Here is a 14,822-nt window from a genome sequence, read left to right as displayed (position 1 = left end):
CCGATGCGGCGCCCGCGTCGAAGCCCGCGATCGTGCCGTTGCTTGTTGCTGAAGCGCCGGCTGATGCCGAGGCGAAGCTGAAGGAGATCGGCGAGAAGAAATCGACGCTGATCGAACAGTTCGACAACGGCGACATCACGGCGAAGGAGTACCAGAGCCAGCTCGACGTCCTGAACAAGGACGAGCGGGCGATCGAGCGCGCGGTCGACAAGGCGCAGACGGCAGCCGAGATGCGCCAGCAGCAGGAAATGAGCGCGTGGCTCGGTGAGGTTAAGGACTTCACGAGCAAGTCGCATCCGGAATACAGCACGAGCCGCGTTCGCTGGACGGCGCTCGACACGTTCGTGAAGGAGATCGGCACCGACCCGGCCAACGCCAACATGAGCGGCACCGAGATTCTCACGAAGGCGCACGAGATGGTCGTTGCTGACCTGGGCGAGGTGGCGTCGAAGGCTGACGTGGGCAAGAAGGGCGACGAGAAGCCGGACGACAAGCCGGGTAAGCCGTTGAAGGGCGCGAAGATCGATCCGCCACCGACGCTCGGCAAGGTGCCGGCGTCGGACAACACGGACATCGATACCGGCCGCTGGACGGCGCTCGACCGCCTCCAGGAAACCGACCCCGAAGCGCACGAGGAGAAGCTGATGAAGATGTCGGCTGCCGATCGTGACGCCTACCTCGCCGCGCGCGGATAAGGAGCCTGACATGGATCAATTCATCGGCGTCAAGCGCATCAACGCGAAGCCCATGACTCGCGGAGAGTACAACGCGTTCCGGGGTTGGGTGCTGCCCGCAGACGATAACGGCGAGGACGAGGGCTATCTGGTCGAGTACCTGGACGGTGGCAAGGCGAACACCGCCGAGTATGCCGGCTACGTGTCGTGGTCACCGCGCGACGTGTTCGAGCGGTCCTACCGCCCGACCGCTGGAATGTCGTTCGGGCTGGCGGTTGAGGCCGTGAAAGCTGGCAAGCGCGTCGCGCGCACGGGGTGGAACGGCAAGGGCATGTTCGTCTACTTCGTGCCGGCTGCTTCGTATCCGGTGCAGACCGGCGCGGCAAAGGCTCACTTTGGCGAGGGCTCGATGGTGCCGTACAACGCCTATCTCGCCATCAAGAACGTCAATGACACCGTGAGCACGTGGGTGCCGAGCGTCAACGATTGTCTCGCCGACGACTGGCACGTCGTCGAATAACCAACAGGGGACCGACTTTGGCACTGAACATCGAACTGCGCGTAGGTGAGAGCGTGAAGATCGGCGACGCAACGATCACGCTCGTCGACAAGTCGGGAAAGATCGCGCGGCTGTCGATCGACGCGCCAAAGTCGGTTCCCATCGACCGGCAGCCGCAATCGTCGACGGCCCAGATCGCCGCGAAAGTGGGGCTATCGGCCGATGCCACATAGTGAAAGGTTGTAAAAGCGCAACTGTGGTTATAAAATCGCACCATCGATAGCGCAGGATGTGCGTCGTGAACGTTTAACTACTTCATGAGGCATTTCTATGAGCCAAACCGTCATCCCGTTCGGCGATCCGAAGGCGATCAAGCGCTGGTCCGCCGACCTCGCTGTCGATGTCCGCAAGAAGTCGTACTTCGAGCAGCGTTTCATCGGCACGTCCGAAAACTCGATCATCCAGCGCAAGACCGAACTCGAATCGGACGCTGGCGACACCATCTCGTTCGACCTCTCCGTTCACCTTCGCGGCAAGCCGACCTACGGCGATGCGCGCGTCGAGGGCAAGGAAGAAAACCTCCGCTTCTACACCGACAAGGTGATGATCGATCAGGTTCGCACGGCCGTTTCGGCCGGCGGCCGCATGTCGCGCAAGCGCACCGTCCATAACATCCGCCGCATCGCGCGTGATCGTCTGGGCGACTACTTCTACAAGTTCACCGACGAGCTGCTGTTCATCTACCTGTCGGGCGCGCGCGGCATCAACCTCGACTTCGTGGAAACCCCGGATTTCGCGGGCTTCGCTGGCAACCCGCTTGAAGCGCCGGACACGGAACACATCCTGTACGGCGGCGTGGCCACGAGCAAGGCATCGCTCGCGGCGACCGACATCATGGCGCCGCTGGTCATCGAGCGTGCGGTTGAGAAGGCCGCGATGATGCAGGCCGAGAACCCGGAAGTCGCGAACATGGTGCCGACCAGCATCGATGGCGACGACCACTATGTGACGGTCATGTCGGAGTACCAGGCGACCGACATGCGCACGGCGGCCGGCGGCACGTGGATCGACTTCCAGAAGGCGGCAGCGGCAGCCGAGGGCCGTAACAACCCGATCTTCAAGGGTGGCCTGGGCATGATCAACAACGTCGTGCTGCACAAGCACCGCAACTGCATCCGATTCAACGACTACGGCGCGGGCGCCAACGTCGAGGCGGCGCGTGCGCTGTTCATGGGCCGCCAGGCGGGCGTCATCGCTTACGGCACGGCAAACGGCCTGCGCTTCGATTGGCAAGAGACGGAGAAGGATTACGGGAACGAGCCCGCCATCTCCGCTGGCTTCATTGCCGGGATGAAGAAGGCCCGCTTCAACAACAAGGACTTCGGCGTCATCTCGATCGACACCGCGGCCAAGAAGCACAGCTAACCGCTGACAGGCACGAGCCGCCTCAAGGCGGCTCAACCCTGATTCCTGACTGAACGAGGAACACATCATGACGATTCTGCAAAGCCTTTGGGCTACCCAGCAGCGGACCACGCCGTATGGCGACTGCGCTGGCGATCAGGTCTGCGAGCGCTTCGAGTACGCGCTGCCGGCCGCCGGTCTCCAGGTTGGCGACATCATCGAGCTCGGCGTGCTGCCGGCCGATCACTCCGTGAGCGACGCGGTGCTGGTCGCTGACAAACTCGATACCGGCGGTGCGCCGGCCCTCGCGTTCGACGTCGGCATCATGTCCGGCGACGTCGGCGACAAGGTTTCGGCCCGCACGTGCGGCGCCGAGCTGTTCTCCGCTTCGAACGTCGGGCAGGCCGGCGGCGTCGCGCGGACGACTCTCGCGAGTGCCTTCACGATTGCGCCGGTCGGCAACCATCGGTCGATCGGCGTGAAGATCACGGCAGCAGCGCAGACGCAGGCAGCAGGCTTCAAGCTCCGCCTGATGCTGACGTACCGGCCGACGTCGTACTAAGCAACTCGGGGCCCTTTCGCTTCTGGCGACGGGGCCTTTACCCATCCGTGTTGAAGGAGAGAGAGCGTGAACATCGAATGCATTCTGCACCGCAAAGGCGGCACCGTTGTCGAAATGCCGGGCAAGACCTACCACTTCGCGCCGACGCAGGACGACGAGCGCCATATCGCAGCCGTCGAGGTCGACGGACACATCGAGCGCTTCCTGTCGATCCGCGAGGCGTACCGTATTGCGCGCTCGCTGGGTGCCGATGCCGACGATTCCGATGCAACCGCGATCCTCCACGGCAACATGCCGCCGCCGATCGACAAGCCGCCGGCCGTGACCGTCGACCCCAGCCAGCTCAAGGTCGCGGGTGCCGCGTTCCCGCCGTCGTTCACCATCCATGGCAAGACGTACTCGCTCAACGACGTGACGTTGCGCGCGTTCCAAGACTCGGGCCTGACGCTCGAGGACTGGAACGGTCTGGACGACGAACACCGGGCGACCAAGACGGAAATCGTGCTCGACGCGCTGGACGCCGGTGAGATCACGCTCGAAGCGGCTCCGGCGCAGGGTGAGCTCGACGAGCGCACGCTGCTGACCCAACAGTATCAGGCCAAGTTCGGCAAGCTGCCGCCGGGCAACACGAAGATCGAGACGCTGAAGGCGAAGCTCGCCGAAGGCGCTGCGTAACGCCATGCCGATCGCTGCTACCGAGCTCATCACCCGCGCGGGCCATATTCTCCAGGACGAGGATCACGTTCGCTGGACAGTTTCCGAGCTGCTCGAATGGGTCAACGATGCCGCGCGCGAGACGATCGTGCGCCGGCCGGCGGCCCGCTCGGTAGCAACGGTGCTCGCGCTCGTCACGGGTACGCGTCAGGCGTTGCCGGAGCATGGCGTTGAGCTGCTGGACGTCGTTCGCAACATGGCCGCGGACGGCGTGACGCCGGGCCGCATCGTGCGGCGCGTCGACCGACAGTTGCTCGATGACCAGAATCCAGACTGGCACACCGCGCGCGCGAAAGGCGTCGTCAAGCACTTCACGTTCGACGAGCGCGCGCCGCGCATCTTCTACGTCTATCCGCCGGTCGTCGCGGGCACGAAGGTCGAGACGCTGCATTCCGAGCTGCCGCCCGCGATTGCGGCGGCCGCTGACACCCTCGACATGGGTGCCGAATATATCAACGTGATCTTGTCCTACGTTTGCTACCGCGCGTTGGCGAAGGACAGCGAATACGCGAACGGCACGGTCGCGGCGCTGCATTGCCAGGCGTTCACCGACGCCGTGACCGACAACAACCAGCAGACCACCGCCAACTCGCCGAATGCGAACAGCGTATGACCGACATCGACGAATTCCTGACGAAGGTGATGCCGTTTGCTCCGACCTGCCCGGAGCCTACGGCAATCGAGCACATTCGCGCGGCGGCGCGTGACTTCTGCGAGATGACTCGACTGTGGCGATTCGACGACACGTTTCAGATTGGCGACGATCCGAACGTCGTATGTACGCCGTGCGGCGCCGTGATCCACGAGATCGAGCGGTGCGACTACAACGGCAAGAAGCTCGACCCCGCGTCGCTGGACTGGCTCGACGACCGCCATCCGAACTGGCGTTCGGACACGCAGCTCTGGACTGGGCAGCCGAAGTGGTTCACGCAGGTCGAGCCGAATACCGTGCGCGTCGTGCCCGCGCCAATCGAGCCGGACGGCAATATCAAGGTCTGGTTGCACCTGAAGCCGTCTGAGGATGCTGACCAGCTTCCCGACTTCCTCGCGCGCGACCACATGACGATCATCTCGTGGGGCGCGCTCGCGAACATCCTCATGCTGCCGAAGCAGCCATTCACGGACACGAACATGGCCGTGTTTTTCAGCGGCAAGTTCGACGCGGCGCTTGGCCGCAAGTCGAAGCTTCAGTCGTCCGGGCAGCAGCGTGCTCCCGTCCGTAGCAAAGCGAATTTCTTCTAAGGAGGCACCATGTCTGCCGCATCCGACTACACGGAAAACAACGTCATCAGCGCGCTGCTGCGCGGCGTTCCCTTTCCGCTTCCGACCAAGACGTATCTGTCGCTGCATACCGCTGATCCGGGCGACGCGGGCGGCAATGAAGTTTCGACGGCCGTGTGGCCGGGCTACGTTCGCAAGGATGCCGAGGTCGGGGGCGCGATCGGCTCAGGCTGGGTGCCGCCGTCTAATGGCACGACGACGAACACGAATCAGGTCATCTATCCGGCGCACAACGGGGCATCAGCGTTCACGCTTACGCACTTCGCGATCTACGACGCGCCGAACGGCGGCAACATGCTGGCGCATGCACAGCTCAACACCGCGCGCACGCTCCAGCCCGGCGACGTGTTCGTGTTCGATGTCGGCTCGCTGACGGTGCAGATGCTGTAACGAGCCATGAACCTCTACGCGCTCAACGTAACCCCGGTCAATGGATGGGCCACGTGGCAGGGCTCAGGCCGCGCCTCGATGGTGCTCGCCGGATCGGGGAAGAGCGCGAACGTCGTGCGTGGCGCGGGAACTGCGCGGATGGAGTTGCAGGCGTCAGGAAAAGGTGTGCGCCGCGCGATGGGTTACTCCTTGCCGAAGCTCGTCCTCACGTCGAGTGGACATGGAAGCCTTCGCTCGGGTGTTGGCGGTGCGGCAACGCTGATTCTCGCCTGGCACTACGGGCAGGGCGGCATCCTGGTGCGCTCGCGCGGGACGGCGCGGCTTCAGTTCAACGTCGATGCAAACAGCCTCATGGGCCGGAGCGCTGTCGCCAGTGCGGGCATGCAGATGCTCATGCGCGGGGAGGCGCGAACGTATCGGCTCGTTCACGGGGCGGCACTCGCATCTGTCGAGCTGGACATTTCGAATCGAATCAGTGCATCCGTGCGAGATATGCCGTTCGTGTTCGCGCCGCGCAGCCGGCAGTTCTGCGTGCCGCGCGAGTCGCGCCGGTTCGTCGTGCCGCATTGCAACGACCGGACGCCCGGCTTTGGGTATTTGCTGCGCTACCCGGACGGCACGATTGCATTCGACCTGATATTCGACGCGATGCTCTACGGCGCGGACAGTACCGCAGGCGCGATTGACGACCTCGAGCGGATCGTAACCATTGAAATGCCGGGCGATGCCTGGGCAGGAACGCCATGAACCAATCACTCCAAAGCCGCGTCGCGAAGTTCGACAAGACTGTCACGGATGCTGACGCATGGGCGCGCGGCGACGAGAGCACGTCTGTCGATTTCGGCGGCGGCCCGGTTCGCTCGCCTGCGAAGCTCGTCGCCGACCTCGACAAGTCGGTGAACCAGTCGATGAATGCCGTGTTGAACCCCGGCAATCAGCCGGTGCCGAACACGCTCGACGGCGCTGAAATCTGGACGTTCAAGAAGGCAGGCGCGTGGGCGCAGGCGAAGCTGTCGTCCCTCGCGAATTTCATCCTCATGACGTTCGCAGTGGCATGGAAAACCGGGAGCCCATGGATCATCGTGCGGGCGCTCTGGGCAAAGCTCAACGACCTCCCGATGTACGTGACAGACTTCGGTGTCGTGATGGATGGCGCATCGGCAACGCCTACGGACAATACCGCAGCATTGCAGCGGGCTGTCTCGTACTGCCGTCCGCGCGGTATCGGACTGACGATCCCTGATGGTGACATGGCCATGAAGGGGCCGCTCTACTTCCGCGATGAAACCCCTGACTACGTACCGTTCTCGTTCCTCGGTCAAGGCAAGCATCGCACGCGCATCTACACGCTCGGCGGCTGGCCGCAAGTGCAGTACGTCCTATCGTCCGAATGGAACGACGGGTCGCCGCAGAATACCTCATTCGACAACAAGACCATCGGTGGCTTCACCATGCAGCCGCATCCGTCTGTTGCTAACGACGTGGTGCATCCAGCACCGCTCTCGTGGGGCGTCATCGGCAATACAGAGTTCTGGAGTATCCGGTGCATCAACTTCAACAACACGGTGGCACGGCATGACATCTGCTCGAATGTCAAATTCCGTGGGTTTGAGGTGTGGGACTCGGGCATCTCGTTCGAGTACAAGTCCACGAAGGGCATCACGTTCACGGCTACGGCAGGCAGCGATGTGGTTCAGGCCAGCGCGCCACTATTCGCAGCGGCCGACGTTGGCAAGCAGATCACGGTACACGCGACCAATGCAGGTATGTGCGGCACGATCGTCGAGGTTATCGACTCGACCCATGCGCGGCTTTCCGTGACTTCCACGGAGACGGGCAGCGGTCGCGGCGGCTTCGGTACGGCCACGACTACGGCGGCGGCTGGTGCGTCCTCGCTGACGTTCAATAGCCCGGTCTTCAAGCCGGCGCACGCTGGTCTGTGGGTGTACCTGAGCCAAGGCGGTTATCCGGGCTACCCGATCGTCCGAACGAAGATTACGGAGGTCACGAGTAGCTCTACCATCAAGGTCAACCCGCCAGTGCCGAACGCGGTGAACAACGCGCTGATCGCTCTGCCCGTGACGGACTTCCACAACTTCTCAGAAGCCGTGTTCAACGCTCCGGCGCACAACGACATCCTGTTCGATGACTTCTGGGTGGAGCAGTGTGGCGGCGTCATGCTGGTCATGAAGGACGGCATCGAGGTAAAGGGCACGAGTGTCAAGCTGCATGGAAACTGGCCGTATCCAGAGAGCCGTATTACGGAAGCGTGCGCGTGGTTCCAGAACATCAGCGGGTACTTCAATGTGCAGCTTGCGGGTTTCGTGTGCGGGCCGGCAACTGTGCGCACGTTCTCGCAGGTCGGTACGCTGCTCCGTCTGGAGAACATCGAAGGTCTGTGCCTGACAGGTATGCCGTACATCCGGACGGAAGCGATCCCTGCTGGTCAGCCGGCCGGTGGCGTGGTGCTGGGCAACGCGGTGGTCGAGAGCTACAAGAAGGACGGCATCGTGTGGCAGGACTTCAACAATCCGCCGATCACGAGCATTGCGGGCCAAACGCTGGCGCCTCTGACGGGTCTGCGTGGCGGCGTGCGCTACTACCAGATTCCGTTTGTTCTTCAGGATCAGCATGGGCACTCGGTAAATCAGGGGGCGAATATCAAGGTCAGGGATGACGGATACACGATCACGCTGTATTTCGCGTGGACCGTCCTGAACGTGTCCGGCCTGACCGCTGGAGATACGATCCAGATCGCGTTGCCGACCGCGATGAAGCCGACTTTCGGCAGCAGTGGGGTGTTGGATTTCGACGGAACCGGAGAGAACTCGCCGCGCTATTTGCTCGCGGCTGCGAACGAGAACGCGTTGCGGATCAAGGGTACGTCGCAGGGGCGCGCGCTCCTGTACAGCGACATTACGGCAGGGCCGGCGCACATCGCTTCGGGATGTATCGAAATTCCGTGCTTCTAGAAATGGTGCGGTGTGGTGCGGTATGGTGTGGTATTAAATGGGGATATCGTATGCTGGGAATCGTCCAGAAGATCGTTACTGAACAGCTCGACTACGACATCGATTTCGAGCGGTGGCTTCCGGATGGCGATGCGATCCAGGCGGCTTCCGTCGTTGTCGCACCTGACGATGGTGTGCTGACGGTGCCGTCGTATCAGATCAACGACAGCATCGTGAAGGTGTGGCTTGCCGGTGGCTCGGCAGGGAAAAGCTACACGGTGTCTGTCATTGCCGGCACCGTGGGCGGCCGAATCAAAGAAGCATGCTTCGGCGTGCGCATGCGGAACTGCTAAGAGGTTTATATGGCGCTGAAACTTGCGAATAACGCGGTTAGCAAACTGGCATCGGGGGTCGGCGTTGGGGCGACCAGCATTGCACTCGTTCCGGGGGATGGCGCGAAATATCCCACGCTTGGCCCCGGTGACTGGTTCCCGCTGACCGTCGTAAAGAGCGACGGCACGCTCGAAGTCATGCGATGCACCGCGCGCGCGACCGACACGCTGACTGTCTCGAGAGCCCAAGAAAACACTGCGGCCCAGGCTTTCTCGGCCGGAGATCGCGTTGAGCTCCGGTTCACTATGGGTGCATTCGGTGCGCTCGCGCAGCTCGACTCCCCGGTGTTCACTGGCGTCTCGTCGTTTGGCGGCCAAGTGGACTTCACGTGGGGGCTCGGCGTCGATCCATCTGCCGCCCAGATCTACAACGAATTCGGGAAGCGGAGCCTTGTATTTCGCACGGGCGCTGCGTCGAATACGAAGTACGCGGTCCTTGGCGAGGATGGCATTTTCCGATTCACGTCTCAGATCATGTTTGTCGGTGGCCTGGGGGATGATCCGTCCGCGTCGCAGATTTACAACGAGAACGGGAAACGCAGCATCGTTTTACGCACGGGAAATTCGCCGAACTATAAGTACACGCTCATTGACGAGAGCGGCATTCTGCACCTTAGCGGCCGTCCCGATTGGGGTGCAACGCCGTGGGACTCGAGCAACTTCAATCCTGCTACTGCCAGCGTGAGTTACGCGAACAGCGCTGGTAGCGCGGGCTCTGCAAACACGGCCAATTCGGCGAACTATGCGAGCAGTGCGGGAACCGCTGGCAGCGTGGGTGGTGTTTCCAATCCAGCGACGGCCGGCTCTACGTGTCAGCCTACGGGGGAGACGGCAGAGTTCGGCCCCCTGAGTCAGCCCGCCGGCACGAACACGGTAGATTGCCCCGACTCGTGGGTGATGACGGGTATCCGGACGGATAGTTGGGATCAAAATGCAGCACCCCGCACGCTTTTCGTGCGCGCCAAACGCATGAGGAACCAGTAATGATCTCGCATGAACTTCTCATCAAGGCTATCCAAAGCAAGTGGCCGCAGCTCGTTCATGGTCGCGACTATTGGGTCGCGCATCCGCTCGGGAAGGACGGACAGCAGAGCGACGACGCGTTCATCGCAGAGTGGAAATGCGATGTGGAGCTGCCGGCCATTTCTCAGCTTCTGGCGCTCGCTGAAACGTTCCGTCCGACCTTGGCCGCGGAAAAGGCACGCGAGCGGCGCGATGGTCTGCTGGCGTCTACCGACTGGACGCAGGCGGCGGACGTCCCGCAGCAGCTCAAAGACTTGTGGGCGCCATACCGGAAAGCGCTTCGTGAGGTTCCGCAGCAGCAGGGTTTTCCGACCGATGTCGTTTGGCCGACGAAACCCGCATAGGGCAGCATGGTTCGTATTCTTGAGCAGAGGGATAGATGACCATCATCAAGATCACGGGATTCTCGGGGGAAATTCCGCGCCTTGTTCCACGGCTGCTGCCCGATGCTGCGGCTCAGAATGCCACGAACGCGCGTCTCGAATCGGGTGGCCTTTCGCCGTACCGAAAGCCCAAGTTCATCACGCGGATCGACTCTATCATTGCAGGCCAGATCAAGACGATCTACCGCAATGGCGATACGTGGATGGCGTGGGACAAGGTGGTGTACGTGGCTCCCGGCCCGGTCGCGGCCGACCGCCTCTACGTGATGGGTGACGGCGCGCCAAAGATGATCGTCGGCAGCACGACGTACCCGCTTGCGGTGCCGATGCCGAGCGCTGCGCTCACCGCAACGGTGAGCGGAACGGGCACGGGAGACGTGGCCTCGCGGGTCTACGTCTACACGTTCGTTACCGTATTTGGGGAGGAATCCGAACCATCTGCTGTGTCGAGCGAAGTGAACTGGCAGGCGGGGCAGACCGTCACGCTTTCTGGCTTTCAGGCCGCGCCGGCCGGTCGCAACATCACGAAGCAGCGTATCTACCGGTCGCAAACGAGCCTGTCAGGAACTGATCTGTACTTCATCGTCGAACGAGACGCGTCTGCCGATAGCTTCGTCGACAACGTGCCGCTGACGGATCAGAACGAGCCGCTTCCGTCGCTCGAATGGAATGCTCCGCCGGACGACCTGACCGGCCTCATTTCGTTGCCCAACGGCATGATGGCGGCATTTCGCGGCAAGGAGCTCTGGCTTTGCGAGCCGTGGCGCCCGCACGCATGGCCTCAGAAGTACGTGCTGACGATGGATTACAACGTCGTCGCGCTCGGCGCCTATGGCACGACGATCGTGGTCGCGACGGACGGGCAGCCGTACATCGTCTCCGGCGCGTCGCCAGATGCGATGTCTGAGGAGAAGCTCGAGCTGAACCTGCCGTGCATCAACCCGCGCGGCCTGGTCGACCTTGGCTATGCGATCGCGTACCCGTCGCATGATGGGCTTGTCGTCGCATCGTCGTCTGGTGCGCGCGTCGTGACCGACCAGCTCATGACCCGAGACGACTGGTTGAAGACCGCACCGGGCCGGTTTGTATCGGGCCAGTTCTTCGGCCGCTACCTCGCAAGCTACGAGTACATCGATCCGGCAGGCGTCGCGCGCCGCGGCAGCTTCATCATCGACTTGACGGGGCAGGAGGCATTCCTGCACCGGACGAACTACAAGGCGGACGCGACTTTCTACGATATTGGCGAGGGCAAGTTGTACCTGTGCATCGGCCAGGACATCTACGAATGGGACGCGCTCGACAGCGAAAACGAAATCTTGGTGTGGCGCTCGAAGCAGTACGTTGTCCAGAAGCCGACGAATTTCGGTGTGATCCTCATCGAGGGATCGACGCTGATGACGCCCGAGGAGGAGGCTGCTGAACAGGCGGCAATCGACGCAGCGAAGGAGCACAACAACAGCATCTTCGGCGACGCGAGCATCGGCGGCGACGTCAACGGCGCAGCGCTCAATGTGTATCCAGTCAACGGTGATGCGCTTCAGCGAATCGAGTCGAGCCGCTTCATTGCAGCGACCGTCTATGCAGACGGCCGGCCGGTCGCGACGGTGAGTCGGCTCAATCGGATGTGTCGGCTGCCGTCCGGCTTCCTCGCGCAGACGTGGGAGGTCGAGGTCAGCGCGAACGCGGAAATTGCGCAGGTGACGCTTGCGGGCACCGGCGCAGAACTGGCAGGAGTGTGACATGGCACGTGGTGATTTGAATGCAAGCCAGGCTGGACCGAACTCGCGCGGCGACGCGCTCGTCGATAAGAAGGTTGAAACCGCGATCGTGCGCGTTCTTACGACGAAATTCGGTCTCAGCGAGCGAGTGGTGCAGCAAATGCAGGAGCTCGCGGGCGACCGTGGCGACAAGGCCGCCGGTCGGCCGCGCGCGGCAGTGCGCCGGCAAGACCTGGGTGCCGTATCCCGCATGGCTGACATGAAGTCGAAGACCGTCACCGCGGCGCCGACTGCTGCCGACTATAACGCGCTCCGCGACGATGTGAGCATGGTGTATGAGGCACTCCGCGTGATCGCACGGGCGATGGTTGCTTAATCGTGTCCTGAGTGGTTCTAAAAAGATAGAATGGTGTGTAAATGCGACCGAAATCCTATGAACCTGATCTATAACGACGATGACCGGCTGATCGCTTGGGCGATGGAACGCATCGGCGTGCCGGCGTTCCGCCCCGACGCGCGTGCGATCGGACAGGAGAGCAACGGCGAGCTCAACGCGGTCGTGGTATTCGACGGATTCTCTACCGTCGACTGCAACATCCATATCGCCAGCGACGGATCGAGCCACTGGCTGACGCGCGCTTTTCTGATCGCGGCGTTCTCCTACCCGTTCATCCAGTGCGGATTGCGTCGTGTCACGGGCCTCGTGTCGGCGAAGAACATAGCTGCGCTGAAGTTCGACGAGCACCTTGGTTTCAGGCGTGAGGGGTATCACCCGCGCGCCGCACACGATGGCGACCTCGTATCGCTCGGCATGCTGCGAGAGTGGTGCCGCTTTATCCCCACGGAGTCCCGACATGCTTGAAAACGCCATTTGGGCCGGCCTGATTGCCGCACTGATCGTCTACCTGCTGCCTCTTATGTTCCCGCCGATCGATGCGCAGGCCGTGACGGTCGATGGGTTCGAGTTTCCGGTCGAACGTGAGAAGCCCGTGCGCAAAGCGTGGGAAGAGTACGTTCTCTTCAAGAAGGACGCTGGCGACGCACCGCCGCCCGATCCGAACGTCGGCATCGCCGCGCGCGAGGAGATGCAGCTCGGACGGGATTTTCTCGACTTCTCGAAAGATCAGTTCAACGTCGCGAGTGCGCGGCAATCCGAACTCGACGCGCTGACGAAGAAGGTCACTGATCAGCAGCTCGCGACACAGGATCAGGCGAACGCATGGGCGACCGAAGATCGCCAGCGGTACAAGGACGTTTTCCAGCCTCTCCAAGACCAGTACATCGAGACGGCGAAGAACTACGACAGCCCCGAGCGTCAGGCGCAGATGGCTGCTGAAGCGAAGGCAGACGTGCAGCAGGGCGCGAAACAGGCGGCCGACGCCAACACGCGCACGATGGCGAGCATGGGGATCAACCCGTTGAGTGGTCGGTTCCAGGGCATCACGCGCGCGCAGGACACGTTGACGGCACTCAACTCGGCCGGCGCGGCAAACAACGCGCGTCAGCAGGTGCGCGACAAGGCGCTCGCGCTGCGGGCGGACGCGATCAACATGGGTAACGGCCTGCCGTCGAGTGCTGCGGCATCGGCCGGGCTCGGCCTGAACGCCGGCAACTCAGCGACCGGCAACGCTGGCGCAGCGAACGCGAATTGGCGCGCGAACGTCGGGATCGTCGGCCAAGGCTATAACGGTGCAATGCAGGGCGTAGGAGGCGGCGCCGGCATCCTCAACCAGCAGTACGGCAATCAGGTATCCGTCTGGCAGGCACAGCAGCAGGCAGCTTCGCAGAACGCCAGCGGGCTTATGGGCGGCCTTGGCACTGTTGCAGGCGCCGGCATCATGGCTTTTTAAGGAGAGAGCGTGAACGTAAAAGAGATCGTCGAGCGCCATCAGCGCATCGCACTGCAATTTTCTGGCGGCAAGGATTCGCTCGCGCTGCTGTACCAGATGCGGCCGTATTGGGACCGCCTCACCGTCTACTGGCTCGACACCGGCGATAGCTTCCCGGAGACGCACGAGCTCGTCGAGCAGCTCGAGCAGATCGTTCCGCACTTCGAGCGCATCGAGGGTCGGCAGCCAGACGTGATCTTGGCGTATGGCATCCCGGCCGACATCGTGCCGGCGAATGCGACGCCAATTGGCATTGCGGCGAAGGGAAGCGGTGCGCTGATCCAAGACCGCTACTCGTGCTGCATGCGTTCGCTGATGCTGCCGATGCACGAACGGATGAAGGCGGACGGCATCACGCTCGTGATCCGCGGGCAGAAGGCATCCGACCGCATGCGCGCGCCGATCAAGTCAGGCCACGTCGAGGATGGTATCGAGTATCTGTTCCCGCTCGAAGGTTGGGACGACAGCCGCGTATTCGCGTTCCTGCACGAGCAGGGCATCGCGCTGCCGCGCTACTACGAGGTCATGCGCACGTCACCCGACTGCATGACGTGCTCCGCATATTGGGAGGATGGCCGAGCCGCATACCTGAAGCGCTACCATCCCGAGGCGTATGAGGAGTATCAGCGGCGCCTGAACACGATCTCCGACGCGACGGCCGAGGCGATCACCCACTTCAACATGGAAATCGGCGGGTAATCATGGCGAGCTACGGCATCGGTATCGGCGCGTTCGCGCAAGGGCTCATGCAGGGCGTGCAGCTCGGAAAGCAGTTCCGCGAATCCAAGAAGCAATGGGATGCGGAGGCGGCGACGAAAGACGCAATGGACGCGGCGAAGGCAGAGCGTGCCGATGCGGTAGCTGCCGAGCAGGCAAGGTTGATGGGAATCGGGCCTCAAGGTCCGCAGGGGCCGCAAGGGCCGGCCGCACCGAGCCCTGACG

At 62.5% G+C, this 14,822-nt stretch carries 20 protein-coding genes; all 20 read left to right on the top strand.

Annotation, left to right across the window (positions count from 1 at the left end; translation table 11 throughout):
• On the top strand, nucleotides 1-695 hold a 695-nt coding region (locus JYJ84_RS14065; RefSeq protein WP_205189231.1), incomplete at its 5' end, for a hypothetical protein.
• 10 nt (nucleotides 696-705) lie between these two features.
• Complete coding sequence (locus JYJ84_RS14060) at nucleotides 706-1,194, top strand: DUF2829 domain-containing protein (RefSeq protein ID WP_175223120.1); 489 nt, start codon at nucleotides 706-708, stop codon at nucleotides 1,192-1,194.
• Nucleotides 1,140-1,406: a carbon storage regulator gene (locus JYJ84_RS38250; protein WP_265343096.1), complete on the top strand. Its 267-nt coding sequence runs from the start codon at nucleotides 1,140-1,142 to the stop codon at nucleotides 1,404-1,406. Before JYJ84_RS14060 ends, JYJ84_RS38250 begins: the two co-directional genes overlap by 55 nt.
• A gap of 97 nt (nucleotides 1,407-1,503) precedes the next feature.
• A complete protein-coding gene (locus JYJ84_RS14050; protein ID WP_175223122.1) occupies nucleotides 1,504-2,598 on the top strand; it encodes a N4-gp56 family major capsid protein in 1,095 nt (364 codons plus the stop codon).
• A gap of 67 nt (nucleotides 2,599-2,665) precedes the next feature.
• On the top strand, nucleotides 2,666-3,139 hold the full coding sequence (locus tag JYJ84_RS14045; protein WP_175223123.1) for a hypothetical protein: 474 nt from the start codon (nucleotides 2,666-2,668) through the stop codon (nucleotides 3,137-3,139).
• Nucleotides 3,140-3,205: 66 nt separating this feature from the next.
• The gene (locus JYJ84_RS14040; RefSeq protein WP_175223124.1) at nucleotides 3,206-3,814 is read left to right on the top strand and encodes a hypothetical protein; all 609 of its coding nucleotides are present in this window, start codon (nucleotides 3,206-3,208) and stop codon (nucleotides 3,812-3,814) included.
• A gap of 4 nt (nucleotides 3,815-3,818) precedes the next feature.
• The gene (locus tag JYJ84_RS14035) at nucleotides 3,819-4,466 is read left to right on the top strand and encodes a DUF6682 family protein (protein ID WP_175223125.1); all 648 of its coding nucleotides are present in this window, start codon (nucleotides 3,819-3,821) and stop codon (nucleotides 4,464-4,466) included.
• The gene (locus JYJ84_RS14030; RefSeq protein ID WP_175223126.1) at nucleotides 4,463-5,095 is read left to right on the top strand and encodes a hypothetical protein; all 633 of its coding nucleotides are present in this window, start codon (nucleotides 4,463-4,465) and stop codon (nucleotides 5,093-5,095) included. The genes JYJ84_RS14035 and JYJ84_RS14030 overlap by 4 nt, the downstream gene beginning before the upstream one ends.
• Nucleotides 5,096-5,104: 9 nt before the next feature.
• Nucleotides 5,105-5,524 (top strand): hypothetical protein, encoded by a 420-nt coding sequence (locus JYJ84_RS14025; protein ID WP_175223127.1) that lies wholly within the window; start codon nucleotides 5,105-5,107, stop codon nucleotides 5,522-5,524.
• A gap of 6 nt (nucleotides 5,525-5,530) precedes the next feature.
• Nucleotides 5,531-6,271, top strand: a complete 741-nt coding sequence (locus tag JYJ84_RS14020) for a hypothetical protein (RefSeq protein ID WP_175223128.1) — start codon at nucleotides 5,531-5,533, stop codon at nucleotides 6,269-6,271.
• On the top strand, nucleotides 6,268-8,496 hold the full coding sequence (locus tag JYJ84_RS14015; protein ID WP_175223129.1) for a hypothetical protein: 2,229 nt from the start codon (nucleotides 6,268-6,270) through the stop codon (nucleotides 8,494-8,496). The genes JYJ84_RS14020 and JYJ84_RS14015 overlap by 4 nt, the downstream gene beginning before the upstream one ends.
• Nucleotides 8,497-8,546: 50 nt before the next feature.
• Nucleotides 8,547-8,828, top strand: a complete 282-nt coding sequence (locus JYJ84_RS14010) for a hypothetical protein (RefSeq protein ID WP_175223130.1) — start codon at nucleotides 8,547-8,549, stop codon at nucleotides 8,826-8,828.
• A 9-nt stretch (nucleotides 8,829-8,837) separates the two neighbouring features.
• Nucleotides 8,838-9,851, top strand: coding sequence for a hypothetical protein (locus tag JYJ84_RS14005; RefSeq protein ID WP_205183822.1), 1,014 nt, complete (start codon nucleotides 8,838-8,840; stop codon nucleotides 9,849-9,851).
• Nucleotides 9,851-10,234 carry a tail fiber assembly protein gene (locus tag JYJ84_RS14000; protein WP_175223131.1) on the top strand — a complete coding sequence of 128 codons (384 nt, stop codon included), beginning with the start codon at nucleotides 9,851-9,853 and terminating at the stop codon, nucleotides 10,232-10,234. The genes JYJ84_RS14005 and JYJ84_RS14000 overlap by 1 nt, the downstream gene beginning before the upstream one ends.
• 35 nt (nucleotides 10,235-10,269) lie before the next feature.
• The gene (locus tag JYJ84_RS13995; RefSeq protein ID WP_175223132.1) at nucleotides 10,270-12,012 is read left to right on the top strand and encodes a hypothetical protein; all 1,743 of its coding nucleotides are present in this window, start codon (nucleotides 10,270-10,272) and stop codon (nucleotides 12,010-12,012) included.
• Nucleotide 12,013: 1 nt separating this feature from the next.
• Nucleotides 12,014-12,367: a hypothetical protein gene (locus tag JYJ84_RS13990; RefSeq protein WP_175223133.1), complete on the top strand. Its 354-nt coding sequence runs from the start codon at nucleotides 12,014-12,016 to the stop codon at nucleotides 12,365-12,367.
• 57 nt (nucleotides 12,368-12,424) lie between these two features.
• Entirely contained in the window at nucleotides 12,425-12,853 is a 429-nt protein-coding gene (locus tag JYJ84_RS13985; RefSeq protein WP_175223134.1) for a GNAT family protein, read from the top strand.
• Nucleotides 12,738-13,841 carry a hypothetical protein gene (locus JYJ84_RS13980; protein ID WP_205189230.1) on the top strand — a complete coding sequence of 368 codons (1,104 nt, stop codon included), beginning with the start codon at nucleotides 12,738-12,740 and terminating at the stop codon, nucleotides 13,839-13,841. The genes JYJ84_RS13985 and JYJ84_RS13980 overlap by 116 nt, the downstream gene beginning before the upstream one ends.
• A gap of 9 nt (nucleotides 13,842-13,850) precedes the next feature.
• On the top strand, nucleotides 13,851-14,579 hold the full coding sequence (locus JYJ84_RS13975) for a phosphoadenosine phosphosulfate reductase family protein (RefSeq protein ID WP_175223135.1): 729 nt from the start codon (nucleotides 13,851-13,853) through the stop codon (nucleotides 14,577-14,579).
• A gap of 2 nt (nucleotides 14,580-14,581) precedes the next feature.
• Nucleotides 14,582-14,822, top strand: a 241-nt coding sequence (locus JYJ84_RS13970) for a hypothetical protein (protein ID WP_205189229.1), incomplete at its 3' end; no start/stop codon positions are given.

It is taken from the genome of Burkholderia sp. LMG 13014, assembly GCF_905232215.1.
Lineage (GTDB): Bacteria > Pseudomonadota > Gammaproteobacteria > Burkholderiales > Burkholderiaceae > Burkholderia.
Note: the sequence above shows the minus strand (reverse complement) of the source record. Positions and strands in the feature narration are given on the sequence as shown.